This window comes from Pseudomonas sp. UV AK001 (assembly GCF_046097675.1).
GTDB classification, from domain to species: Bacteria; Pseudomonadota; Gammaproteobacteria; order Pseudomonadales; family Pseudomonadaceae; genus Aquipseudomonas; species Aquipseudomonas kribbensis.
In genome coordinates this window covers 1,478,379-1,501,433 of record NZ_JBJUVZ010000001.1, presented here as the reverse complement: position 1 = coordinate 1,501,433, position 23,055 = coordinate 1,478,379, and the positions used below count along the sequence as shown (strand labels likewise).

The 23,055-nt window shown below is 59.4% G+C and carries 27 protein-coding genes, 2 pseudogenes and 1 riboswitch; of the genes and pseudogenes, 15 read left to right on the top strand and 14 right to left on the bottom strand.

From position 1 onward, the window contains the following. Positions 1 to 74 precede the first annotated feature (74 nt). Positions 75 to 281, bottom strand: a riboswitch (cobalamin riboswitch). Between the two features lie 34 nt (positions 282 to 315). Then, on the bottom strand, positions 316 to 1,224 hold the full coding sequence (locus tag ACKLNA_RS06800) for a LysR family transcriptional regulator (protein WP_408985334.1): 909 nt from the start codon (positions 1,222 to 1,224) through the stop codon (positions 316 to 318). Positions 1,225 to 1,393: 169 nt separating this feature from the next. Between ACKLNA_RS06800 and ACKLNA_RS06795 the strand changes: the two genes are divergently transcribed. Together ACKLNA_RS06795 and ACKLNA_RS06790 are read left to right on the top strand one after the other, a co-directional pair. After that, positions 1,394 to 1,831, top strand: coding sequence for a DoxX family protein (locus ACKLNA_RS06795; protein ID WP_408985333.1), 438 nt, complete (start codon positions 1,394 to 1,396; stop codon positions 1,829 to 1,831). An 84-nt stretch (positions 1,832 to 1,915) separates the two neighbouring features. Then, the gene (locus ACKLNA_RS06790; protein WP_408985332.1) at positions 1,916 to 2,815 is read left to right on the top strand and encodes a pirin family protein; all 900 of its coding nucleotides are present in this window, start codon (positions 1,916 to 1,918) and stop codon (positions 2,813 to 2,815) included. 81 nt (positions 2,816 to 2,896) lie between these two features. Here ACKLNA_RS06790 and ACKLNA_RS06785 read toward each other — a convergent pair whose 3' ends face one another. Next, entirely contained in the window at positions 2,897 to 3,592 is a 696-nt protein-coding gene (locus tag ACKLNA_RS06785; RefSeq protein ID WP_408985331.1) for an NYN domain-containing protein, read from the bottom strand. Between the two features lie 363 nt (positions 3,593 to 3,955). Between ACKLNA_RS06785 and mug the strand changes: the two genes are divergently transcribed. The 3 genes from mug (at position 3,956) to ACKLNA_RS06770 (ending at position 5,870) form a co-directional block, all read left to right on the top strand. Then, positions 3,956 to 4,462, top strand: coding sequence for a G/U mismatch-specific DNA glycosylase (mug, locus tag ACKLNA_RS06780; RefSeq protein WP_408985330.1), 507 nt, complete (start codon positions 3,956 to 3,958; stop codon positions 4,460 to 4,462). A gap of 108 nt (positions 4,463 to 4,570) precedes the next feature. Beyond that, positions 4,571 to 5,275, top strand: coding sequence for an alpha/beta fold hydrolase (locus ACKLNA_RS06775; protein ID WP_408985329.1), 705 nt, complete (start codon positions 4,571 to 4,573; stop codon positions 5,273 to 5,275). A gap of 97 nt (positions 5,276 to 5,372) precedes the next feature. Next, the gene (locus ACKLNA_RS06770) at positions 5,373 to 5,870 is read left to right on the top strand and encodes a hypothetical protein (protein ID WP_408985328.1); all 498 of its coding nucleotides are present in this window, start codon (positions 5,373 to 5,375) and stop codon (positions 5,868 to 5,870) included. 9 nt (positions 5,871 to 5,879) lie between these two features. Here ACKLNA_RS06770 and ACKLNA_RS06765 read toward each other — a convergent pair whose 3' ends face one another. Next, on the bottom strand, positions 5,880 to 6,260 hold the full coding sequence (locus tag ACKLNA_RS06765) for a c-type cytochrome (RefSeq protein ID WP_408985327.1): 381 nt from the start codon (positions 6,258 to 6,260) through the stop codon (positions 5,880 to 5,882). A gap of 380 nt (positions 6,261 to 6,640) precedes the next feature. On the opposite strand from ACKLNA_RS06765, the gene ACKLNA_RS06760 reads away from it, so the two are divergent. Continuing rightward, positions 6,641 to 7,162, top strand: a complete 522-nt coding sequence (locus ACKLNA_RS06760) for an AidA/PixA family protein (RefSeq protein ID WP_408985326.1) — start codon at positions 6,641 to 6,643, stop codon at positions 7,160 to 7,162. 336 nt (positions 7,163 to 7,498) lie between these two features. After that, positions 7,499 to 8,809, top strand: coding sequence for an ArnT family glycosyltransferase (locus ACKLNA_RS06755; protein ID WP_408985558.1), 1,311 nt, complete (start codon positions 7,499 to 7,501; stop codon positions 8,807 to 8,809). A gap of 46 nt (positions 8,810 to 8,855) precedes the next feature. On the opposite strand, the pseudogene ACKLNA_RS06750 reads toward ACKLNA_RS06755, so the two are convergent. Next, positions 8,856 to 9,214, bottom strand: a pseudogene (locus ACKLNA_RS06750) (DUF6124 family protein). 465 nt (positions 9,215 to 9,679) lie between these two features. Here ACKLNA_RS06750 and ACKLNA_RS06745 point away from each other — a divergent pair. Together ACKLNA_RS06745 and ACKLNA_RS06740 are read left to right on the top strand one after the other, a co-directional pair. Then, positions 9,680 to 10,090 carry a hypothetical protein gene (locus ACKLNA_RS06745; RefSeq protein ID WP_408985325.1) on the top strand — a complete coding sequence of 137 codons (411 nt, stop codon included), beginning with the start codon at positions 9,680 to 9,682 and terminating at the stop codon, positions 10,088 to 10,090. A gap of 283 nt (positions 10,091 to 10,373) precedes the next feature. Then, positions 10,374 to 10,640, top strand: a pseudogene (locus ACKLNA_RS06740) (IS4 family transposase); the annotation flags it as partial. 39 nt (positions 10,641 to 10,679) lie between these two features. On the opposite strand, the gene phnE reads toward ACKLNA_RS06740, so the two are convergent. The 5 genes from phnE to ACKLNA_RS06715 all read right to left on the bottom strand — a co-directional run bounded on the left by phnE (position 10,680) and on the right by ACKLNA_RS06715 (position 14,916). Continuing rightward, complete coding sequence (phnE, locus tag ACKLNA_RS06735) at positions 10,680 to 11,447, bottom strand: phosphonate ABC transporter, permease protein PhnE (protein ID WP_408985324.1); 768 nt, start codon at positions 11,445 to 11,447, stop codon at positions 10,680 to 10,682. After that, positions 11,444 to 12,271, bottom strand: a complete 828-nt coding sequence (locus ACKLNA_RS06730; RefSeq protein ID WP_085709854.1) for an ABC transporter permease — start codon at positions 12,269 to 12,271, stop codon at positions 11,444 to 11,446. Before ACKLNA_RS06730 ends, phnE begins: the two co-directional genes overlap by 4 nt. After that, on the bottom strand, positions 12,265 to 13,062 hold the full coding sequence (locus tag ACKLNA_RS06725) for a phosphonate ABC transporter ATP-binding protein (RefSeq protein ID WP_408985323.1): 798 nt from the start codon (positions 13,060 to 13,062) through the stop codon (positions 12,265 to 12,267). Before ACKLNA_RS06725 ends, ACKLNA_RS06730 begins: the two co-directional genes overlap by 7 nt. After that, the gene (locus ACKLNA_RS06720) at positions 13,059 to 13,919 is read right to left on the bottom strand and encodes a putative selenate ABC transporter substrate-binding protein (RefSeq protein ID WP_305832958.1); all 861 of its coding nucleotides are present in this window, start codon (positions 13,917 to 13,919) and stop codon (positions 13,059 to 13,061) included. The genes ACKLNA_RS06725 and ACKLNA_RS06720 overlap by 4 nt, the downstream gene beginning before the upstream one ends. Positions 13,920 to 14,019: 100 nt before the next feature. Beyond that, entirely contained in the window at positions 14,020 to 14,916 is an 897-nt protein-coding gene (locus tag ACKLNA_RS06715; protein ID WP_408985322.1) for a LysR substrate-binding domain-containing protein, read from the bottom strand. 165 nt (positions 14,917 to 15,081) lie between these two features. Here ACKLNA_RS06715 and ACKLNA_RS06710 point away from each other — a divergent pair, with 165 nt between their 5' ends. Then, positions 15,082 to 15,831 (top strand): SDR family NAD(P)-dependent oxidoreductase, encoded by a 750-nt coding sequence (locus ACKLNA_RS06710; RefSeq protein ID WP_408985321.1) that lies wholly within the window; start codon positions 15,082 to 15,084, stop codon positions 15,829 to 15,831. Between the two features lie 10 nt (positions 15,832 to 15,841). On the opposite strand, the gene ACKLNA_RS06705 is transcribed toward ACKLNA_RS06710, so the two are convergent. Further along, positions 15,842 to 16,513 carry a paraquat-inducible protein A gene (locus ACKLNA_RS06705; RefSeq protein WP_085709859.1) on the bottom strand — a complete coding sequence of 224 codons (672 nt, stop codon included), beginning with the start codon at positions 16,511 to 16,513 and terminating at the stop codon, positions 15,842 to 15,844. Then, positions 16,510 to 17,106 carry a paraquat-inducible protein A gene (locus ACKLNA_RS06700; RefSeq protein ID WP_114882977.1) on the bottom strand — a complete coding sequence of 199 codons (597 nt, stop codon included), beginning with the start codon at positions 17,104 to 17,106 and terminating at the stop codon, positions 16,510 to 16,512. The genes ACKLNA_RS06705 and ACKLNA_RS06700 overlap by 4 nt, the downstream gene beginning before the upstream one ends. Positions 17,107 to 17,272: 166 nt before the next feature. On the opposite strand from ACKLNA_RS06700, the gene ACKLNA_RS06695 reads away from it, so the two are divergent. After that, positions 17,273 to 17,959 carry an alpha/beta hydrolase gene (locus ACKLNA_RS06695; protein ID WP_408985320.1) on the top strand — a complete coding sequence of 229 codons (687 nt, stop codon included), beginning with the start codon at positions 17,273 to 17,275 and terminating at the stop codon, positions 17,957 to 17,959. Positions 17,960 to 17,982: 23 nt separating this feature from the next. Here ACKLNA_RS06695 and gstA read toward each other — a convergent pair whose 3' ends face one another. Continuing rightward, positions 17,983 to 18,594, bottom strand: coding sequence for a glutathione transferase GstA (gene gstA, locus ACKLNA_RS06690; protein WP_408985319.1), 612 nt, complete (start codon positions 18,592 to 18,594; stop codon positions 17,983 to 17,985). Positions 18,595 to 18,701: 107 nt separating this feature from the next. On the opposite strand from gstA, the gene ACKLNA_RS06685 reads away from it, so the two are divergent. Then, the gene (locus ACKLNA_RS06685) at positions 18,702 to 19,598 is read left to right on the top strand and encodes a transcriptional regulator GcvA (RefSeq protein WP_408985318.1); all 897 of its coding nucleotides are present in this window, start codon (positions 18,702 to 18,704) and stop codon (positions 19,596 to 19,598) included. A 122-nt stretch (positions 19,599 to 19,720) separates the two neighbouring features. Next, the gene (locus ACKLNA_RS06680) at positions 19,721 to 20,146 is read left to right on the top strand and encodes a cupin domain-containing protein (protein WP_408985317.1); all 426 of its coding nucleotides are present in this window, start codon (positions 19,721 to 19,723) and stop codon (positions 20,144 to 20,146) included. Between the two features lie 99 nt (positions 20,147 to 20,245). Here ACKLNA_RS06680 and ACKLNA_RS06675 read toward each other — a convergent pair whose 3' ends face one another. Then, positions 20,246 to 20,407 (bottom strand): hypothetical protein, encoded by a 162-nt coding sequence (locus ACKLNA_RS06675; RefSeq protein WP_408985316.1) that lies wholly within the window; start codon positions 20,405 to 20,407, stop codon positions 20,246 to 20,248. A 185-nt stretch (positions 20,408 to 20,592) separates the two neighbouring features. Here ACKLNA_RS06675 and ACKLNA_RS06670 point away from each other — a divergent pair, with 185 nt between their 5' ends. Together ACKLNA_RS06670 and ACKLNA_RS06665 are read left to right on the top strand one after the other, a co-directional pair. Next, on the top strand, positions 20,593 to 21,051 hold the full coding sequence (locus ACKLNA_RS06670) for a GNAT family N-acetyltransferase (protein WP_408985315.1): 459 nt from the start codon (positions 20,593 to 20,595) through the stop codon (positions 21,049 to 21,051). Positions 21,052 to 21,159: 108 nt separating this feature from the next. Continuing rightward, complete coding sequence (locus tag ACKLNA_RS06665) at positions 21,160 to 22,590, top strand: amino acid permease (protein ID WP_408985314.1); 1,431 nt, start codon at positions 21,160 to 21,162, stop codon at positions 22,588 to 22,590. A 12-nt stretch (positions 22,591 to 22,602) separates the two neighbouring features. Here ACKLNA_RS06665 and ACKLNA_RS06660 read toward each other — a convergent pair whose 3' ends face one another. After that, a complete protein-coding gene (locus ACKLNA_RS06660; RefSeq protein WP_085709867.1) occupies positions 22,603 to 23,022 on the bottom strand; it encodes an organic hydroperoxide resistance protein in 420 nt (139 codons plus the stop codon). Positions 23,023 to 23,055 lie beyond the last annotated feature (33 nt).

Sequence of the window (23,055 nt, the reverse complement as noted above, 5' to 3'; positions counted from 1 at the left end):
CTTCGCAGAAGAGCATGCAGGAGAAGGCATCGCGCACACGCCGACACCGGCCCATGCCCGCCCACCGCAGGAGTTTGCCAAACAGCATTTCAGGCCGGTCTCCGGGCTCGCGCGTCTGGACGCTTTCACCTTCCCATGGCCGTCTGGCCACAGTGGTGTGTCGAAAGCATCACGCGCCTACCGTTGCGGGGGCAGCACCGGACTGGTTCGAAACGAACGCACCGGTTTCCCGTTTCACCCCATGCACGGCGGCATGGGACACCTGAAACAGGGCGGCATCTGAACATTCGGATGACCGCTCGTCAACTTGCCGGATCAAGCCACTTGCGTGTTTTGCTGAACGAACCGCTCGATCAACCACCGCGCCGCCGGCCCCGGTGGCGCATCGGTGCGGTAGATGGCGTCGAAGGTGTATTGCCCGCTGGCGTACTCCGACAAATCCAGCTGTACCAGCCGGCCGCTGTCCAGATCCTCCTGAATCATCGGCCTCGGCATGTTGCCCCAACCGATGCCCTCACGCAGCAACATGTGTTTGGCGCCCAGGTCCGCCAGGCGCCAGGTGCGGTTGCTCAGCACAGCGAACTCCTTGTCTTTGGTCAGTTGCGAGCGGTCGGACAGCACCAGCTGTGTGTGCTCGCGCCCGGCACCCGGAACATTGCCTTCGGCGCTCGCCAAAGGATGATTCGGCGCTGCCACCGGAATCAGCTCGACGCTGCCGATGCCGATTCTTTCAATGGCGTTGATGCCGTCATTCATCGGCCCGCTGACGCCAACCACCGCGCCGCGATTGATCACCCGTTCAGTCACGGCACCGAGCGCTTCCATGTGCAGATGCAGGGCAACGGTGGGGAACTCTTCGCGAAAGGATTTCAGCGCATCCACCACGCGCTCGGCGGGCAACATGACGTCGAGTACCAGATGCACTTCGGCTTCCAGCCCCTGCAGCAGGCCTTTGACCTTGGCGCGCAAGCCATGCACGCCGTTGGCGATGGTCCGGGCTTCGGCCAGCACGGTGCGGCCGGCGTCGGTGAGTTGCGGCTTGCGGGTGGTTTCACGATCGAACAGGGTGACGCCCAGTTGCATCTCAAGATTGGCAATCGAGTAGCTGATCACCGAGGTCGCCCGATGAAGTTTGCGCGCGGCGGCGGCAAAGCTGCCGACTTCCACGACGGTCAGAAAGACCCGCAGTTGATCGAGTGTCGGTGTGCCTGGGTCGGAGATCATGCCGGTGTCCTTGAGTTACCGTGAGGGACGTTACTGGATGTACAGCTTACCTATTTTATCGAACGTAACGATCTAAATTAGTCGGCTATTCAGATGAGCTGCCGAGGCGCAACATTTCTTCATCCGAACGGTTCAAGTCGAACCGGACCCCATTGAAGGAAATTCTCCCATGGCTACTTCTGCAAACATCACTCAAGCAACTGCTGTACAGAATGCTTCCGACACCAAACAAGCATCGGCTGCCTTGATCGGCCGGGTCTTGCTCAGCGTGATTTTCATTCTCTCCGGTTTCTCTAAACTCGCCGCGCCGGCCATGATGATCGGCTACATCGGCTCGGTTGGGCTGCCGCTGCCGCAAGTGGCGCTGGCACTGGCAATCATCGTCGAAATCGGTGGTGGCCTGGCGCTGATCGCCGGTTACCGCACCCGCACCGTCGCCGCTGTGCTGGCCGCGTTCAGCGTGGTCACCGCTCTGGCCTTCCACAATGCGCTGGCTGACCAGAACCAGTTCATCCACTTCTTCAAGAACATCGCCATGGCCGGCGGCCTGCTGCAAGTCGTGGCCTTCGGTGCCGGTCGCTTCAGCCTCGACGCCCGTCGCCGCTGAAAGCCGGGCGCCGCGAGGGACAGGTTCCCTCGCGGCGCTTTGCCGTTTGTTGGCCGTTCCCCGCATCAGAATCGAGTAATCATCATGACCGTTCAGCAACATCTCTCCGGCTACACCCGCGAACCTGTCACTCACCGCACTCTGCGCTACCGCACCAGCGGGAGCGGGCACGGCTCGATCGTGCGGCTGATGAGCCCTTCGGATCTGGGCCAGTTGATCAAGCCCTTCGTGTTCCTCGACCTGTTCGAAGGCGAGGCCTCGTTCATTCACAACATGCCGATGCACCCGCATTCGGGGATCGCCACCGTGACGGTGATTACCGAAGGCAACCTGCGCTTCGAGGACGCCGGATCGGGCAAGGGCATGATCGATTACGGCGGTGTCGAGTGGATGCGCGCGGGCGGCGGGGTGTGGCACGGCAAGGAAATGTCGGTGGGCACGTCGCAGCGGATACAGGGTTTTCAACTGTGGGTGGCTTTGTCGCCGGAGCTTGAGAACGCCAGTGTCGACAGCCAGTATCTGGAATCCTCCGCGATGCCCGTAACGGGGCCGGCGCGGGTGATTCTCGGTGTCCATCAAGGCGTGCAAAGCCCGGTTCGGGCGCCTGCCGGTATCAATTATCTGCTGGTCACATTGAGTGCCGGCGAAACCTGGACTTATACGCCACCCGAAGGCCACGAGTCGTTATGGCTGAGCGTCAGCCGTGGATTGCTGGCGACACCGGATCTGGTCAGTGCGGGCGAAATGGCGATTTTCGAACCGGGCAACGGTGCCGTTACCCTGAAAGCCCTGCGCGATGGCACGGTGTTCGTGATCGGCTCGGCGCAGCCTCATCCCCATGATTTGGCGCTGGGCAACTACTCCGTGCACACCAACTCGCAAGCCCTGCGTGAGGGCGAAGCGAAGATCGCGGAAATCGGCGGGCGGTTGCGCGAGTATCTCAAGCAGGCGGATGGAGTGGGGGCGGTGCCGGTGTTCAAGTAAGCCCCGGGGCTGGCTAGCCTTCGACACAATACCGAAGACGTGTTGACTTTCAGCTAGCCGCCGCTAATGCGGCGCATCTGTTTACGATGGCTTGGGGCAGGTGGAACGCAACCCATCGATGTGTTCCATCAATCCATCAGGAATGCTCTGCCACATCGGATCAAGTATGAAATCAACGCCTTCGCGGCGAGCCATCTTCGCCGCAGGGACAAAGTCAGCGTCACCCGCAATGAGGACAATCTGATCGACCTGTTGCTTGAACGAAAGCGATGCGACATCGACGCCGATTCTCATATCCACGCCTTTTTGCCGCGTGTCTATGCTGACATCGGCCTCAGTCAAGTCTGATATCTGAATTTTGCCCTTGAGCAGATCGCCGATTCTTGCGGGTTTGATTGTCCATTTCACGTCTTTCGACAGATGCCCCAGACGCAATGCCAACTTGCGTTTGCTACGCAACCGAATGTGCAGCTCTCTACGAAAAACTGCCTCTCTGGATTTAGAGAAGTCCACGAGTTTTTTCGTTATTGGGTTGTGTTGCTTGGTGTCCAGGGGAGGACAGTCGTAGAAGAAAATCCTGTAAAGCTCCTTTCTGGGACGTTGCTGTGGCCCTGAAGGTAAGCCACTTTGGCCAGAAAAGGTTCTGGACATCAGGTGAGCCGTCGCCCATCGATGTACGAGATCGGCAGCGCGCTCGGCATTGAATGCGTTGTGAGGCTCAATCCTTCGAAATCGCTTGATGAAGTAGGCGCCGTCAACCAGAACCGCTGTGGGCATACATTCTTCCTGAAAACAAAAACGCCCAAGGGTTTGGCACGTCCTGGATGGTTAGGACGGCTTACTGCCTTGGGCGGGATGTGGGCAGATTAGGGAGAGATGACAGTGTCGTCAATCGTGCCATCTTTGTTTTTGATCAAGGACTAGCCATCAATCCTGAATGTGCTCTTGATTTTGTCGATGAGCAGTGAGCTAGAAAGATAAAGCCTAAGGATTTGGCTCACAAGCCAGCGCTTTCTGACGTATTTGTAGGTTTTTGCGCTGGGGGCTGTAGCTTGAAAGAGTGGGTATTACTGCCTTGAACAGTCAATATCCAAGCGCAGTCGTATCGATTTGAGTATCTGCAATACAGGGGAGAAGTTGATGCTTGAAGACATCCTGACTAAAGGCCTGTCCGTGGTGTTCTGCGGGATCAATCCCGGCCTGTTGGCGGCGGAGCAGGGGCGTCACTTTGCGGGGCGGAGCAATCGGTTCTGGCGCACGCTGCATCTGGCCGGGTTCACGCCTGTTGAAGTGGCCCCGGAAAACGATCGCTCGATTCTGCAATTTCAGTGTGGGCTGACTGCCGTGGTCGAGCGGGCGACGGCGCGGGCGGATCAACTGTCGGCGCAGGAGTTCACCGCTGCAGCGAGGGACTTCGAGCGCAAGATCAAACGTTATGCACCACGTTATGTGGCGTTTCTTGGTAAGGCTGCCTATGCCGGATTGTCCGGGAAAAAAGCGCTTGAATGGGGCCCGCAGGACAGCACGTTCGGCGGGGCCGATGTGTGGATCCTGCCCAACCCCAGCGGTCGCAATCTGGCGTTCAATCAGGAGCAATTGGTGACGGCGTATCGAGCGCTTTATCTGGCGTCGAGCGCATCGCGATAAAGCGCCGCGTGACTTTCATCAACGGTGCTGTGCGCTCAGGCATAATCCCGCGCCGGGCAGCAATCGCCCCAATGGCATCCGGTCTGTCGTCCAGGAAACCCGCAATCCATGCATTCGCTTCAATCCGCAATCGATTTCACCGTCCCGTTCGGAAGCCACAAGCTTTACGCCGATACGCTGCCGGGCAGCGGTCGCCCGCATTTGTTCTGCATTCACGGTGGCGGTGCCCGCAGCCGAGAGGTGTTTGCAGACCTGCGCCAGATATTGCAGGGGCAGGGCATCGGCTCCACCGCGCTGGATTGCATCGGGCATGGGCAAACCGGGGGCGTGTTCGCCGAGTCTTCCCTGCACCGGCGCGACCAACAGTCGCTGTCGGTCATCGAGCACAGCGGAACCCGGCCGACCGCTCTGATCGGCATCAGCATGGGCGCCTACAATGCCGTGCGCCTGAGCGAAATCCTGGATGTCCGGATGCTGATTCTGGTCGTGCCCGGGATCTACACCCCGCAGGCGTACAAGGTGCCGTTCGGCCCTGAGTTCTCGGCGATCATTCGCCAGCACCGCAGCTGGCTGGCGAGTGATGCCTGGGACATTCTCGGTCGGTTCAAGGGCCGGTTGCTGGTGATTGCGGGGGAGCGGGACGAAGTCATTCCGCTGGAAATCCCCGAACGTCTCCTGGCCGCTGCGACTCAGGCACAGGATCGGCAGTTGTGGGTTGTTCCGGATGCCGGTCATTACGGTTTGTTGCCGCTGGTGTTGCAGAATCCCGAGTGGCTGGCCGCGATCACTGCGGGGCTGGCGCCGAGCGGTTGAGTGCAAGTCTGTGAGGGCCGTCTGATCTTCCATCCGGGCGACAGGATTCGTCTATCGTCATGAAGATCAACACTTGGCCAGGATCAGGGAGCTGATCATGAATCGTCAGGAAGACCTCAACATCATCTGGAAGCGCATATTCTGGATTTTCATAGCCCTGTTGGTGCTGGCGATTGCCGTCACTTACAGCCTGCCCGACTACAAAGTGCCGTTTATCGTTTGCATCGCCGGGAACGTTGGGGGCTATGTAGGGTTTCACCGACGACTGTCAATTCTTGACGACCCGGAAATCGAAAACCTCTCCCGATCATGGTTCGCCTTGATTCTGCCTTCATTCATCGGCGGGATACTGGCGGGGCTCTTGTACCTCTTGTTTCTTTCCGGTGTTATCAGGGGCGATCTGTTTCCGGTGATCGTTCCGGATGAGGATCCGCAATGTCTGAAGCAAATCTTCAATGACATCTTTTGCCAGCATGCGGAGGGGTATGCGGCTTACGCCAAGTTGCTGTTCTGGTCATTTGTCGCGGGTTTCAACCAGGACTATGTCGTTGACCTGATTGAAAACATAAAGGGTAGCGATAAAAAGACTGACTGAAACAGGCACTTAGTTCTGTTTTTTTGAAATGACGTCGTTCATGTACCGATTCAAATCGCGAAAATCATTAACGCTCCAGGCGTGCGGGGGGATCTTTACGCCGTTCTCGCGCAAGGTTTTTGGAATCAGGTCGCCGTTCGGGCGAAGAATGATTGAGGACACGATAACGCCCGGATAATCATTGAGCCGTTTCTTGAAGGCAGGTGTTGTCAGATCAGGTGTCGGTGGATTGCTTTTATGGGCCAGTGGGCCTGTTCCCTTGATATCGGGTCCGTGGCACACAGCGCATCTTTGAACGTAGAGGTTCTTGCCGTTGGTGTTATCGGCGAAGACGTGTGTGGTTTGAGTTGATAGCGCGACAGCCATCAAGACAATGAGCGATGTTTTCATTGTGGAATCAGCTTTCGTCCGTTTTGAATGCTGGGAAAAAACGCCGCAATACTATCCATATTCCTTGTTGCTGTCGTCAGAAGGCGATATCGGCGTCACCGCATGTGCCATAGGTTAAACGCCGGTAACTTTTGTACGTTTTCAGCAATTCAATCTGTCAGAAGATGCCTTGTCGCCGGTGAGGGAATCGACCTCGGAAGCCTTGGGTCAACCCTTTGGCCAAGGCGTATTTCGCTGCATTTTTCCCGCATCGACTGATCGCAAGTTGACACCATCAAGCCATCTCCTATCGTTCTCCGCAGACCGCATCCAGGGACCGGATGAGCCGGACAGCCTTTGCGGGCGCGGTCGTTCATGCCATTCCAAAAAGGAGCAGCAAAATGTCCAGTGCGACCAATACCTACGACGTGCTCGTCAATATCGACGCCGATTACCTGATTGCCCATCCCAACGACGTCGGCGGAGCGATTTCCATGCTGGTGACACGCGATGCTGTCGATCCACATGCCAGCGGCAACACCGGCGAAGGCGGCAACGAGTTGTGGATCGATGTCAAAACCGGCGACAACATCCGCTGGCGTGCCACCACGCTGTCGCGCAACTTCGACCGCATCGCGCAGATCAAGAACGTCCAGCCCGGCGACCCTCATCAGGGCGGCGATTACAGAGGCACCATCTCGACACCGGTCTCTTTCAACGTGCCGGGTGTGGTGATCTACTTGAACAAAGCGGCTCCCGGCGGTATTTCCAAAACCGATGTGACGTATTCCCTGTGGCAAGCCACTGCTCTGAATCCAGGCAAACTCTGGTACACCATCAACTTCGCGCTGTATGACCGTGACCTTAACCAGATTGGTACCGACCACACCTGGGACCCCTACATCACCGTCAATAACCAATAACTGAACAGCCAAAAAGCCCGGCCAGATACTCTTCGTCAGTGACGAAGGGTTCTGACCGGGCTTTTTTATTGACTTTCATCAGTCTCGTTCAGGGAATGTTGGGGCGCGTAATGCTTGAATAGTCCCCTTCGTGGGCTAGGCTAAAATTCAACTTTTCGGTAAACGGGCGACACGTTCCAGTGCTACCGGAGTTAAAGGATTTCAGCCAAAAAGAACAACTTCACTAAAGGGTTACCGATGGATCGATATGATGCCCCGCTTGTTGTAGATCGCACTTGGCGGGCAGGCATGTTGAAAGGATTGATTGCAAAAAATCCATGCCTGAGCATTTTCTTCATGACACTGGCCGTGTTCATGGTGTTGCAGTACAAACCTGCTGTCCTCAACTACACAACACGCTTTGTCGACTTTGCCGAGTACATGTTGCTGCACGGCGTCACGCTGTTTCCCATTGCCGACGACCTCAAGCCTTATCCCGACTACACGGTCCTCAATACCTTGCTGGTCTATCTGGTTTCCTTGCCGTTCGGCCGGGTTTCGATACTTTCCATGGGATTTCCGTCCTGCGTGGCCGCGTCCCTGATGCTGGTGTTCATTTATCGGCTGGGTGCGCTGCACAGCAAGAAGTGGGGCGCCTACGGCGTGCTTTTCAGCCTGTTGACCTGGGCCTTTCTCGACGGCGTCAACTCGCTGGCACTGGATATCTACCCGGCGTTGTTTACGGTGATGTGCTTTTACATTGCCTATTCGGCCGAATTGAAAAAAGACCCGCGACGCCTGGCGTTTCTGTTCGTGGGCCTGGCGCTGGGCTTTGCGTTTCGTGGGCCGATCGGTTTGATCGGGCCGGCAAGTGTCATCGGGGCTTATTACTTCCTGAGCCGCCAATGGCGCATGTTGCTGCTGTTTTCATTCCTGTCGGGCCTGATCCTGGCCGCCGGGGTTGTGCTGCTGGCCTGGGCGGCCTACCTGCAAGGGGGGCAAACGTTCCTCGAAGACGTGCTTAACATGCAGGGCATCGGCCGCTTCGGCTCCGACCACGCGCCACGCTATTACTTCTACTTCTCCGCAGGCCTTTTCACCTATGGCTTCACGGTGTTTTACGCCATCAACGTGATCCTGAAGAAGTACAAGCTGTTTTTCCGTTCGACCCGCGACAAAGACATCGAGCTGCTGCTTTACCTGACCGGGTGGTTGTTGGTGTTGCTGGTACTGTTCACCATCCCGAGTTCCAAAAAAGCACGCTACATCCTGGCAATCACCCCGGCCATTTCACTGCTGGCCGCGTACCTCTTCGTCAGCCAGGAAGCCGCCTTCGTACGCGCCAAAAACGGCCTGCTGAAGTTCTGCCTGAAGTTACCCATGCTGGGGTTGGGGATGCTGGTTTCGGTGCTGGTCTACAACAACTTCGCCGAAGTCCCGTTACAGCCCAACTACCTGGGCGCAGGGTTGGGATTGATTGCGCTGCTGAGCTTCTACCACGCCAAGCGCGAGTACTTCGCCGAGCATCCTTATCGCGAGTTCATGACGCTGTCGTTTGGGGTAGGGGCGTTTTTGATTCTGGATATGTTTTTCTTCAATCCGATCACCTATCACCTGGAACTGATGATCGAACCTACGCCGAAGTTTTTGCCGTATTGGTTTTGGTGAAGCGCTGTAGAGGCAGCCATTGACTGCTTCTACAGCCACCCACCGCTTACGCCACTTCGACGTGATCCAGCGCCTGATTCACCGCCAACCCGGCGACCATCACCACCTGCGCAATCCCCAACGCCGTCTTGCGATGCGAGGGTTCGAGCGTGGACGCAAAGTTATTCAACATCTCCCTTGCCGAACCCAGGGATTCGCTGGCATTGGCCAGCAGGGACTCAGTGTTGTACTTGGGATTGGCCCGGAACATCGGCTCGGGATCGATGCAGCACGACATCACCCGGGAAGACGGGGAGAGGTAGTGATCCAGAGCACGCTCGGCGGCGTCGTGGAATTTCTTCGAATCGGGAATTCGTAAGGGGAGGTTGGGTCGGTTTCGGGTGGGTTGGGTGTTGGTTTGATCATGGTGTAACTCCTTGTGTCGTCATCAGGAGCCATCACCCACTCGCTACCAAACGATGGGATGGTGGCCATACGCAGGTTGGTAGACCGGGACACAAGGAGACCGGCGCACTCGAAAGTGCCCTGTGCATGGCCACCATAAAACCGGGACGATTGAACGCCGCGATGGGTTGAGTGGAGGAGCAAACCCTGCAGTAGAAAACTGCAGGGCGCGGTGGCTTTTAACCTTGACTTGAAACCGGCTAATGGGTGTCACTTTTTGGTTCGATTTACCATCACCAATTTTCTGATTCTGTTTTGTACTTATCAACTTTTTCTTCTGCTGCAGTAGGAAAAGTCTCTGAGTTTCGAGGTTTTTTCTTCACGCAAGTATTTCGATTGACGTTCGTTACGGTCTTAGTTTAGTTTGTTTTAATACTCAGCATGGCATATGTTGGTTGTATTTATAAACTGTGGAGATTTGAATAAATGGAATTTGGAAAAGTATCGAAATATGCGTTTTTATCTCTAGTGGCGTGCGCCGCTATTGGGTTAAATGTAGCAAGCGCAACCGCCCGCATTTATACTGCTACGATCGATAGCGATGGTAATGTCCTGTCGCAGAATCCGAATTGGGTTTCCAAAGTTGAGCATGTTGTCCACCAGAATTATTTCGCTAATTATCAAGTGGAGTTCAATAAGAGAACCTTCAATAAAGCGCCAGGTTATTGCTCCGTTTCACTTGCGGACACGCGTTCGGCAGATGATATCTATTATGGTCAGGCGAGACTGGGGGCGGCACCGAAGCAATCGGGTTTGAGCGTGGTCACTCAGTTGGCGGGTAAACCAGGAGCCTGGGTAGACTCTTCTCAGAGTTTCATGCTGATGTGTGTCCAGTAAGTAGTTGATTTAGCTGCTGGCGACTGATCGAGCTTGCTTGCTTGCCAAGACCTGTGAAGCTCGTCATCTGTTAGTTGTTTAAAAAAAACGCCCGTATCGCAGGATACGGGCGTTTTTTTCTCCTGTGCTCAGCGTGAACCAGGCATGGAAAAGATGGCTCGAAAGGATAACGGTTTTTTTGCGCGACAAAGGGATAGGGAAATAACTATTTGGTACTGCTGGATAGGTTTAATAAATAAATCCGGTAAATAAATCGGTAAATAAATCAGTCCCGATGGCACTTGTACGCCTTGTCGACGGGACAACGGTTTCGATGCCCGACACCCTTGCCAATCAGGGTACCTATCCGCAATCTCGCGGTCAGAAAGTCGGTCTTGGTTTTCCGTTGTGTCGAGTGGTGGGGCTCGTTTGTCTTTCCAGTGGCGCCGTTTTAGATGCCGCCCTTGGGCGTTTCCGAGGCAAGGGTGGCGATGAACAGACGCTGATTAGATCAATGCTCGATACGTTGAAAACAGGCGATATCTTGTTGGGCGCCGCTTACTACGCCTCCCCAAGGTTTCGGGTGACGCCGCTCCAGAAGTGTTCAAACCTACGCCTTAACCCACCGCCCCCGACTCCAGGCGCTCAACGAATCCACCCCAAGCACCAACCCCAACATCGCCAAAATCACCGTCCCCGCCTGCGCTTCCTGAAACAGACTCAAGCTCACATACAACATCTGCCCCAGCCCCCCAGCCCCGACAAACCCCAGCACGCTGGCCATCCGGATATTGTTCTCCCACCGATACAAACAATACGCCAGCAACTGCGGCGCCAGATTCGGCAGCGTGCCGTAGCAGAACGCCAAAACCGGATTCCCCCCTTGCAACCGAATCGCCTCCGCCGGTTCCGGCGGCGTGTTCTCCAGCGCCTCAGCAAACAACCGCCCCAACACGCCAGTGGTGTGCAGGGCCAGAGCCAGGGTGCCGGCGTTAGGACCGAGCCCAGCCGCAAACACCATCAGCGCAGCCCATACCAATTCAGGAATGGCGCGCAGGCCGTTGAGCAGCAGGCGGGCGGCACTTTGTAATGGCCAGCCAAAGCGGCCGGCGGCGGGGAGTGCCAACAACAGTCCCAGGACGGCGGCGAGGAGGGTGCCGAGGGCGGACATGGCGAGGGTTTCCATGGCGCCGTGGAGGATGGCGTTGAGGTAACCGGCGCTGAAGTCGGGGCTCAGGAAGCGGCCAACGTACGAGCCCATCTGTTTCAGGCTGGTGGCGCTGCCGAGTTCTTCGAGGTCGAGGCCAAGGTAGGCGAACGAGGCGATGACGGCGAAGACGATGGCGAGGATCAGCGCCGTGTTGATCAGGCGCTTCATGTCAGTCTCCAGCGCAGCAGGCGGCTGAGTTGGTCGGCGCCGAGTACCAGCAGCAGGAAGGTCAGCAGCATGCTGGCGACTTCGCCGCCGGCGAACATGCGGATCGACAGGTCGATCTGTTGGCCGAGGCCGCCGGCGCCGACGAAGCCCATGACCACCGAGGCGCGGATCGCGCATTCCCAGCGGTACACGGTGTAGGAGAGCAGTTCCGCCGCGACGTTGGGCAGCACGCCGTAGGCGAAACTGGCCAGGCGCCCGCTGCCGGCCTGGAGCAAGGCGTGGGCCGGGCGCTGGTCGGTGGATTCGAAGATTTCCGCGTAGACCTTGCCGAGCATGCCGCTGTAGGTGATGGCGATTGCCAACACGCCCGCCGCCGGGCCGAGGCCGACGGCGCGCACGAACAGCAGCGCCCAGACGATTTCCGGCACGCTGCGCAGGAAGATCAGCAATCCGCGCACGGGCCAGCGCAGTAACCGGCCCAACAGGCTCGGGCGGCCGCCGTGGGACGCAGCGGACAGTGACAAGGCGCGGCTGGCGAGCAGGCTGGCCGGCACCGCCAATATCAGTGCCAACGCCATGCCTGCCGTGGCGATGGCCAGGGTTTGCAGGGTGGCCTTGAGCAGCAGTTGCAGAAAGTCCCGGTCATGGGCCGGCGGCCAGAAGGTCGAGACGAAGCGGCCCATTTCGCTCTGGCTGTCGGCGTGCAGCAACACGCCGAGGTCGAGTTCGCTGAGCTGAATGCCCGGCCACAACAGGGCAATCGCCAGCAGTGTCAGCAACAGGCGTGGCAGTGCGGCGGGGTCGCGGGTGTCGGTGCTCAGCATCGTGGAATCTGCACAATCAGCGGCGTCAGGGCCGGCGCCGGGGATTGCAGTTGTTCGTTGGCGTACAGGCTGTCGAGCATGTCGTGGCTGACTTGATCGGACGGGCAATCGAACAGGATCTGCCCCTCGCGCAGGCCGATGATGCGCGGGAAGTGCGCCAGCGCCAGTTCCACCGCGTGCAGGCTCGCCACCAGCGTGACGTTGTGCTCTTGGGCGTGGCGCGACAGGACCGTCAGGGTGTGCCCGGCGAGGACCGGGTCCATGGCCGATACCGGTTCGTCCGCCAGTAATACCTCCGGCGCCTGATACAGCACGCGAGCGATGCCGACCCGCTGCAATTGGCCACCGGAAAGTTGCTGGCACTGGCTGAAGAGTTTGTCCGCCAGATCCAGCCGCGCCAACGCGGCGCGGGCGCCGGGGATGTCCAGTGGATGCAGCAGATTGACGAGGCTTTTACCCAGGCTCCATTGCCCGAGTTTGCCGGCCAGCACCGCCGTCACCACCCGTTGCCGGGGCGGCAGGGGCGGTGCCTGATGCACTAGGCCGATTTTTGCGCGCAGGTATTGGCGCTGGCGGGCGGACAAGTGCCAGGCCCGTTGGCCCAGCACCTCGATGTTGCCGCTGCTCGGCCGAATGGCGGTGGCCAGCAGGTTGAGCAGGCTGGATTTACCGGCGCCGGACGGGCCGATGATCGCCACCTGCTCGCCGCTGTTGATCTGCAAATCCACACCACGCAGGGCTTCGACGCCGTTGGCGTGGTGCAGAAAGACTTGCTTGAGGCTCAGGGTCATTTCAGCAGTTCGGCGGCGCGGGCTGCTTCCTCGATGCCTTTGTAGTTGTCCGGGCTGGTTTCGATGAAGCGGCTGGCGGCCTGCAGATCGAGGATTTTCTTCTGCTCGGGGTTGGCCGGGTCGAGGGCGAGGAAGGCTTTTTTGATCTTCGCTGCCAGCGCCGGGTCGAGGGTGCCGCGCACGGTCCAGTTGTAATCGAAGTAGGCCGGGGTGGTGGCGAAGACCTTGACCTTGTTGGTGTCGACCTTGCCGGCGTCCACCAGTTTCTGCCAGACGCTGGCGTTCAACACACCGGCATCGACCTTGCCGGCCTGCACCCAGGCGACGGTGGCGTCGTGGGCACCGGAGTAGCCGACGCGGCTGAAATAGGTTTCCGGTTTGATGCCGTCCTTGAGCATGAAGTAGCGCGGCATCAGGCTGCCGGAGGTCGACGATACCGAACCGAAGGCGAAGGTCTTGCCCTTGAGGTCGGTGAGGCTTTTCACGTTCGGGTCGGCGGTGATGAATTTGCTGGTGAACTGCGCGTCCTGCTCGCGCTGCACCAGCGGGATCACCGGGGTGGTGGCATCGGTTTTCAGCCGCGCCTGGACGAAGGTGAAACCGCCCAGCCAGGCCATGTCAAGGCGGTCGGTGGCCAGGGCTTCAACCACGGCCGGGTAGTCGGCCACGGGAACGAATTGCACTTTCATGCCCAATTGCTGCTCCAGATAAGCCCCCAGCGGTTCGAACTTGCGCAGCAGTTCGGTCGGGGCCTCGTCGGGAATCGCGCTGACTCTCAACACGTCTGCGGCCTGGGCCAGCAGGGTGGAAAAGGACAGGGCCAGGCCTGCAGTCAGTGCCAGGGTGCGTTTGAGCATGGGAATCTCCGTTTCATGGGCGTCAGGATCGGTGCGTAGCCTGCGGAAAAACGTCGGCGGCTGCAACGTCAGGTTAGACGAATCGGCGCGACAGCGAGGCTCAGTCCACCTGCGCGAAGCGCTCCACCAGCCAGTCGATGAACACCCGCACGCGATTGCTCAGGTGCCGGTTCGGCGGATACAGCAGGTGGAACGGGTACGCCGGCGGGCGCCAGTCAGTGAGGATCGGCACCAGTTCACCCCGCTCGATGGCCGCCCTGACTGTGTAGCTGAATGTGTGAATGATCCCCAGCCCCGCCAATCCGGCCGCCAGATGCGAGTTGCTTTCGTTGACGCTGACCAGGCCTTTGCCTTCGATTTGATGGCGTTCGCCGTTGCGCTGGAAGTTCGACGGCAGGATGCGCCCGGTGGAGGCCGAGCGATAGGCGATCATTTGATGCCGGGCCAGTTCCAGTGGGTGCATCGGCGTGCCGTGGCGCTGCAAATAGCCGGGCGTGGCGCAGGTGGTCCAGGACACTTCGCCCAAGCGGCGCACGGCCAGAGCCTGCTCGGTCAGCGGGCCGCCGCGAATCACGCAGTCGACGCGCTCGCTGATCAAGTCCACCGGACGGTCACTGACGCCAAGATCGACCTGAATGTCCGGGTAGCGCTCGAAGAACTTCGGCAGTTCGGGAATCACCAGCATGGTCGCAGTGGAGCCGCCGATGTCCACACGAATCCTGCCGCGCGGCAAGCCCTGGGCCTGGCTGAAACCCTGATCGATGTCGTCCAGTTGATGCAGCAGTTGCTGTGTCAGCTGGTAATAGGAGGCGCCGTCGGCTGTAACGGTCAGGCGCCGGGTGGTGCGTTGCAGCAGGCGCACGCCGAGGTGGCTTTCCAGTTGCCCGATCAGTTTGCTGACCGTGGTTTTTGGCTGGTTCAACGAGTCGGCGGCTTTGGTGAACGAACCGCTTTCCACGACGCGGGCGAAGACGCGGATCGCCAGTAACTGATTCATCGGGCTGCACTCAAGGATCGAAGACAGGGCTGAGTATTGTGCATATCTGTGCACAAACAAAACCGATTTTGCGGATTTTTCAAATCAATCCATCGGCCTAAAGTCGCTTCCAACGGCTCACCTACGACCCGTCACCTTCCCCGAAACGGTTACTGGAGATTCATCATGAGCAACAGACTCGAAGGCAAAATCGCACTGATCACTGGCGGCACCACCGGCATCGGTCTGGCCTCGGCGCAGGAATTCGTCGCCCAGGGCGCCACGGTATTCATCACCGGCCGTCGTCAGGCCGAACTGGACAAAGCCGTCGCCGCCATCGGCCCTCGCGCCATCGGCATTCAGGGCGACGTGGCAAAACTGGACGATCTGGATCGCGTCTACCGCGAAATCGCCGAGAAGGCCGGCCACCTCGACATCCTGTTCGCCAATGCCGGTGGCGGTGACATGCTGCCGCTGGGTTCGATCACCGAAGAGCATTTCGACCGGATTTTCGACGCCAACGTGAAGGGCACGCTGTTCACTGTGCAAAAGGCGCTGCCTCTGCTGCGCGATGGTGGTTCGATCCTGCTGACTTCATCGACCACTTCGGTGCAAGGCACGGAAAATTTCAGCGTCTACAGCGCGAGCAAAGCCGCCGTGCGCAATTTCGCCCGGTCGTGGCTGCTGGACTTGAAACCCCGGCGCATCCGCGTCAACGCCATCAGTCCCGGCCCGGTGCGTACGCCAGGTTTGGCAGGGCTGGTGCCGGCGGAACACGCGCAGGGTCTGTTCGATCAACTGGCGTCGGTGGTGCCGATCGGGCGTCTGGGCGAACCGAGCGAGATTGCCAAGGCTGCGCTGTTCCTCGCTTCGGATGACAGCAGCTTCGTCAACGGCATCGAACTGTTCGTCGACGGCGGCACCGCGCAGATCTGATTGGAGTCACTCAATGCCCCGGCACTTGTTCGTTCGAGTGCCGGGGCTCGTCTGTTTCATCGGTTTCTTCGGCCGGCGCCTTGTCCCAGATCAGGCGCGGGTCGAAGCTCATGGCCGAGAGCATGGTGAACACCACCACCAGCCCGAAAAACAGAATCCCCGGTCGCGGCTCGATATCCCCCAGCGCCTGGAACTTCACCAGCGCCGCCACCAATGCGACCACCAGCACGTCGAGCATCGACCAGTAGCCGATCAACTCGACGAACCGGTACAGCTTCGAACGTTCCCGGCGCGCCCAGTGGCTGTCCCGTTGCACGGTGACCAGCAGCAGCGTCAGCGCGATGAACTTGATCCCCGGCACCGCGATGCTGGCGATGAAGATGATCAGCGCAATGTCCCACGCACCGTGCTCCCAGAACTCCAATACACCGCTCATGATGGTGCTGTCGGCGCCGTTGCCGAGCAGGGTGGTGTTCATCACCGGCAGCAGATTCGCCGGCACGTAAAACGCCAGGGCGGCGAACATGTAGGCCCAGGTGCGGGCCAGGGAGTTGGTCTTGCGTCGGTGCAGCGGTGCGTCGCAGCGCGGGCACTGGTGCGGCTCGTCGGTCATGTCGCAGGCCAGTCCGCAGCTGTGGCACAGGCAGAGGTTGAGTTCGCTGGCGGTCGGTGGTCGTTTCACAGGATGTCCCACAAATCACGTATGTCGCGTCCGGCGACGCGAATCAGCAACAGGCTGAGCACGGCCAGCGCGAACAGGCCGATGCCGGGGATCACATCGAGCATGCCCGCCAGTTTGAACACCGCCACCATCGCCCCGAGCAGGCACACTTCGAGCATGCTCCATGGCCGCAGCGCTTCCAGCCAGCGCATGCACAGCTTGAAGGCCGGCGAGCGGCGCGAGGCGAGGGCGAAGCTCAATACCCAGATGAGCAAAACCAGTTGAAAGGCCGGGGCGATGATGATCGAGATCGCCGCGACCATGGCCATGAAGGTGATCGGCCCCTGACTCAGGGCCAGCACCGAATCCCACAGGGTCGCGCTGTTTTTCAGGCCCTTCATGCTGATGCTCATCACCGGGTAGAAATTGGCGAACAGCCACAGCATCGCAGCGGTGAAACTCAGGGCCAGACGCTGCTCCACGCTCAGGTTGTTGTGGCGCTGGAGCACGCCGCCACAACGGGCGCAGAGGGATTTCTGGTAGCGGGCGAGCGTGGCTTTTTCGTACACGCAGTCGCAGTGCTCGCAGATGATCAGGTGATCAGTCGTGGCCATGGGGCGCTCGAGGGGAGGAGGGCTTGAACCTTCTTCAATATAGGCGCGTTGGGGCATCCGACAACTGTCACATCCCGAAATGCACCTTTGGTCTGCCGGCCCGCCGGGTTTGTGGAAGCGTTCCATACTCCTTGGCGCCGAATTCATTACGAGCAGGAGCAGGGCCATGAGTGAAAAACCGACGATTGTGCTGGTACACGGGTTCTGGGGCGGGGCCGCGCATTGGGGCAAGGTGATTGTCGAGCTGTCGCGCAAGGGCTACCGCTCGATTCAGGCGGTGGAGATGCCGCTGACGTCGCTGGCCGACGATGCCGAACGCACGCGCAAAATGGTCGCGCAAGTGAGCGGTCCGGTGCTACTGGTCGGGCATTCCTACGGCGGGGCGGTGATCACCCAGGCCGGCAATCAACCGAATGTGACGGGCCTGGTGTACATCGCCGCGTTCGCCCCGGATCAGGGCGAAAGCCCCGGCGGCATCACTCAGGAACATCTGCCCGCCGCCGCGCCGAATCTCGCCCCGGACAGCGACGGTTTCCTCTGGCTCAAGGCCGACAAGTTCCATGAAAGCTTCTGCCAGGACCTGTCGGCGGATGAAGCGCTGGTGATGGCCGTCACCCAGAAAGCGCCGCTGGCCAGCACTTTCGGCGATGTCATCAGTGATCCGGCGTGGAAGCACAAACCGTCGTGGTATCAGATTTCCAGTCAGGACCACATGATTCACCCGGACAACCAGAAACGCATGTCCGCCCGGCTCAATGCGAAGAAAGTCATCACCCTCGACGCCAGTCACGCCTCGCTGGCCTCCCGCGCCGCTGAAGTGGCGGCGCTGATCGACGAGGCCGCCAAGGCCTGACAACGACCACGCAACCGGACGATTCACACCGGTTGCGTGGCTTCCTCTTCCGCTATCGCAGCCTTCACACCGGGCCGCTCGGCGATGCGCGTCATGTAGCTCGCCAGTGCTGGCCAGTCTTCGATGGCGATGCTGAACGTCGGCAACCACTTCAACACCGTGAACAGATAGGCATCCGCCACGCCGAACGCCTGCATCAGAAAGGGTTGGGTCGCAAGGATTCGGTTCAGGTAATCCAGTCGCTTGAAGAGTTTGTGTTTGAAGATCGTTTTGATGGAATCCGGGATTTCGCTGCTGAAGAGCGGTGCGCTGCCGCCGTGGATTTCCGAACTGATGAAATTCAGATGCTCCTGCAGGCGCGAGCGCTCCCAGGTGCCATTGGCCGGGGCCAGTCTCAGGTCGGGGGTAAGGTCGGCGAGGTATTGCAGAATCGCCGGGCCTTCGGTCAACACCTCGCCGTTGTCGAGCATCAGTGCGGCCACGTAGCCCTTCGGATTGATCTCGCGAAAGTCCCGGCCGTCGGCGGTGCGCTTGGTCTGGTTGTTGACCCGGATCAGTTCGAACGGCAGCGTCAGTTCTCGCAGCACAATGTGCGGGGCCAGCGAACAGGTCATGGGGGCGAAGTACAGTTTCATGGGCTCTCCTTCAAATGGGAGCCCAGAATCCGGCATTGTGGCGGCGCTTCGCAAAGGACATCTGCGGTGCTAGCGTATGACAAAATCTCATGGACTGAAGAAGCCCCATGCTCACCCGACTACCGTCGCTCAACGGATTGCGCGCCTTCGAATCTGCGGCCCGACACCTGAGTTTCACCCACGCCGCCGAAGAGCTGAATGTCACGCAAACCGCGATCAGCCATCAGATCCGCCGCCTCGAAGATGAACTGGGCGTGCGGCTGTTCATGCGCTTGAAGGACGGATTGGCGCTCACAGAAGAGGGCAACGCTTATTTTCCCGGTGTACGTTCGGCGTTCATGGAACTGCGCCATTCGACCGAGCGTTTGCTGGAGGCGAACAATCAAAGCGTTCTGACGATCAGTACTTTGGTTTCGGTTGCATCCAAATGGCTGCTGCCGCGCCTGCCGTCCTTTCGCGAGGCGTTTCCCGAGATCGATGTGCGGATCAGTGCGTCCACGGAGTGGGTGGACTTTCGCAAGGGTGGCATCGATGCAGCGATCCGCTACGGCAACGGAAACTGGCCGGGACTGCGCGCCGACTGGCTGATGGCCGACGAGATTTTCCCGGTGTGCAGCCCGCGTTTGCTCACCGGGCCGGACCCGATCCGCACCCCGGCCGATCTGGCCCGGCACACCTTGCTGCACGTCAGCGGGCAGACCACCGATGACTGGAGCGCCTGGCTGAACGCCGCAGGTCAACCGCCACCATCGGCCAAAGGCCCGCGCCTGACCTTCGACCTGGCCATGATGGCGGTGCAGTCGGCGATTGACGGGCAGGGCGTGTGCATCGGGCGCTCGACCTACGTCGAGGACGATTTACGCGCGGGTAGGCTGGTGGCGCCGTTCGATTTGCGGCTCAAGTCCGATTCGGGTTTCTACTTCGTCACGCCCCATGAAAACGCCGGTTCGAAAAAGATCGTCGCCTTCAGGCAGTGGCTGTCGCAGATGGCGAGAGTTGTATGAGCGTGTATCAATCCCGCCCTCGTACACAGTGAGCTAACAAGCGCCGATATCGGGACACATTCCCGGTACATGCCCTCCTCAAAGTAGAGGCGTCACTTCACTACTTCCAAGAGGGCAACACCATGCGCCGCACACTCCTGATGACCGCAGCCGCCGTACTGGTTTCAATGGCCGGCCTGGCAAACGCCGCCGACACTCAATCTGCCGCCCCGGCGAAGAGCTGGCAACAAGGCCTGAGCCGCACGGATCTGGTCCATCAGGACCTGGGCGCTGCGGATCGCGAAGTGATCCAGGCCCGGGTCGATTTCGAACCGGGCATCACCTCGCCCCGGCACGCACACCCGGGCGTTGAAGTTGCTTACGTCATCAGCGGCACTTTCGAATACCAGCTCGAAGGCCGGGCGCCGGTGACGCTGAAGGCCGGCGATTCGCTGTTCATCCCGGAAGGTGTGGCGCACATCGCGAAAAACGTCGGCAACGACAAGGGCTCGGAGCTGGCAACTTACATCGTCAAAAAGGGCGAGCCGTTGTTGATCCTCAAGCAATAACGCCCGGGACACTGAACAGGCCTGCCAATGTGGCAGGCCTTTTTTGTTGTCGGCGGATTCAACGCAGGCTGATGCCGCGCGATTCGAACTGAAGCAACTTCAGCGCGCATCTACCTCTTTCACAACTCTGGTAGATGCCCTTTGCTTGCGCCGCTTGAACCAGCTGAAAAACGCATGCACCGGATGCAAAACAGCCGTCAGCACGCCAAGCAGCAGGATGATGAAAAGGATGATCAGCGGGATGCTTTCGTGCGAGAACATGGTGGGTTACTCCTGTAGTCACTATGTTGGAACCCGCAGACTAGACGCATCCGGTGATGTTTTTGGTGAACGTATGTTCATCCTCGGGCGCTTCGATTGTGCTACGGGGAGGCGGTGGATTTGCTCCGGGATCGTCATCCATCGCATGCTGAGCGCCGCACTCACCATCACTGAAGACGCTCCCCTTGCAGACCCTCCGTCGCGCCCGACCCGAAGACGCCGCGCCCATCGCCACACTGGTCGATGAGGCCTACAGCCCGTACATCCCGCGCATCGGCCGCAAACCCGCGCCCATGCTCGATGACTACGTACAAGTGCTGCGCGAAACCGAGACGTTCGTGCTGGCCGACAACGATGAAATCCTCGGTGTGCTGGTGATGAGCCAGGAGGGCAACGAGCTGCTGCTGATCAACGTCGCCGTGTCGCCCCGGCACAAGGGCAAGGGCCTCGGCAAAGTGCTGATGACCTTCTGCGAAACCCATGCACGGAGTCTCGGTTGCGATGCGGTGCGGCTGTACACCCACGAGCGGATGACCGAGAACGTCGCCATCTATGAAAAGCTCGGTTTTGTGGAAACCCACCGCGCCACCGAGGACGGATTTGCCCGGGTTTTCATGCGCAAAACGCTTGTCGGTTCTCGCTGACCGTCACCCGGGCATGTCGAAATCAGGCATCGGCATGCCGCACCCGGGCTATTTGCGTTCAACTTCAGCCACGTAAGGTGAGGCGTCCATCAGAGAACAACAAAAACAATGAACAGCCTGAATTCGAAGGAATCGAGCGGTCAACTGGCGCAGGGGTTCAAGCCGCGTCACGTGACCATGTTGTCAATTGCGGGAATTATCGGCGCGGGGTTGTTTGTCGGTTCCGGGCACGCGATCGCTGCGGCGGGGCCGGCGGTGTTGCTGGCGTATCTGTTTTCCGGCCTGCTGGTGGTGCTGGTCATGCGCATGCTGGGGGAAATGGCGGTGGCCCGACCGGACACCGGATCGTTCTCCACCTACGCCGATCAGGCCATCGGCCGCTGGGCCGGCTTCACCATCGGCTGGCTCTACTGGTGGTTCTGGGTGCTGGTCATCCCCATCGAGGCGCTGGCCGCCGGGCATGTCTTGAATCAATGGTTTCCCCAGGTCGATGCGTGGCTGTTTGCGTTGGTGTCGATCATTCTGCTGGTAATCACCAACCTGTTCAGTGTCTCCAAATACGGCGAGTTCGAATTCTGGTTCGCCATGGCCAAGGTCGTGGCGATCATCGGCTTCATCGGCGTGGGTTTTGCCGTCCTGATGGGCTGGATTCCCGAGCGTGAAGCCAGCGGTCTCAGCCGCTTGATGGAAGAACATGGCGGGTTCGCCCCCAATGGTTTGTCGGCGGTGGTCGGCGCCTTTATCACCATCATGTTCAGTTTTATCGGTACGGAAGCGGTGACCATCGCCGCCGCCGAATCGGACAATCCGGCGCAGAACATCGCCAAGGCTACGCGCTCGGTGATCTGGCGCATCGGCGTGTTCTATCTGTTGTCGATCTTCGTGGTGATTTCCGTGGTGCCCTGGAACGATCCGCTGCTGGCGTCCGTCGGTTCCTATCAGCGCGCACTGGAACTGATGAACGTTCCCCACGCGAAATTCATGGTCGATGTAGTGGTGTTGATCGCCGTGGCCAGTTGCATGAACTCGTCGATCTATATCGCTTCGCGCATGCTGTTTTCACTGGGGCTTCGCGGCGATGCACCGCACGCGTTGAAAGTGACTTCCGGCGCAGGCGTGCCAAGGGCGGCGGTGATTGCCAGCAGCGTCATCGGCGCCGGGGTGACGTTGCTCAGCTACTTCATGCCCGCCGGCCTGTTTCAATTCCTGCTCGCCAGTTCTGGTGCCATCGCGCTGTTGGTGTACCTGGTGATCGCGGTTTCCCAACTGCGTATGCGGCGGATGCTGCTTCGGCAGAATGTCGAGCTGACCTTTCGCATGTGGCTGTTTCCGTGGCTGACCTATCTGGTGATGGCCTTCATCTGCGCCGCGCTCGCGGTGATGATGCTGACGCCGGAGCATCGTCTGGAAGTGACGTCGACCATTGGCCTGGCGCTGGCCATTTCCTTTATCGGACTGGTGACCACGCGTCAGCATGGGCAGGCGGGTGCTTCTGTCCCAGTCAAACAAAACGCCCGAGGCACTGCCTCGGGCGTATAGTGGGATCGGGATTCAGATCAAGCGCAGGGTCACGTCGATGTTACCGCGCGTGGCCTTGGAGTAAGGGCAGGTCTGGTGCGCGGCTTCCACCAGCGACTGGGCGACCGAAGGCTCCAGCCCCGGCAGGCTGACATTCAAGCGTGCCTGGAGGAAAAACGCATCGCCGGTCTTGCCCAGATCGATTTCGGTTTCCACCGCCACATCCGCCGGCAGCCTGATCTTCAGCGCAGCCGCCGCTTTGCCCATGGCGCCGATGAAACAGGCCGACCAGCCGGCCGCCAGCAGTTGTTCCGGGTTGGTGCCACTGCCATTGGAGCCCGGTGGTGACAGCTTGACGTCCAGATTGCCGTCGGAACTGCGCGAGGCGCCATCGCGTCCGCCGGTGGTGCGGGTCTTGCCGGTGTACAGCACGGTGTCGATTTGATTGATCATGAGAAGGCCTGCCTGTGTGAGTGGTGAAGTCGG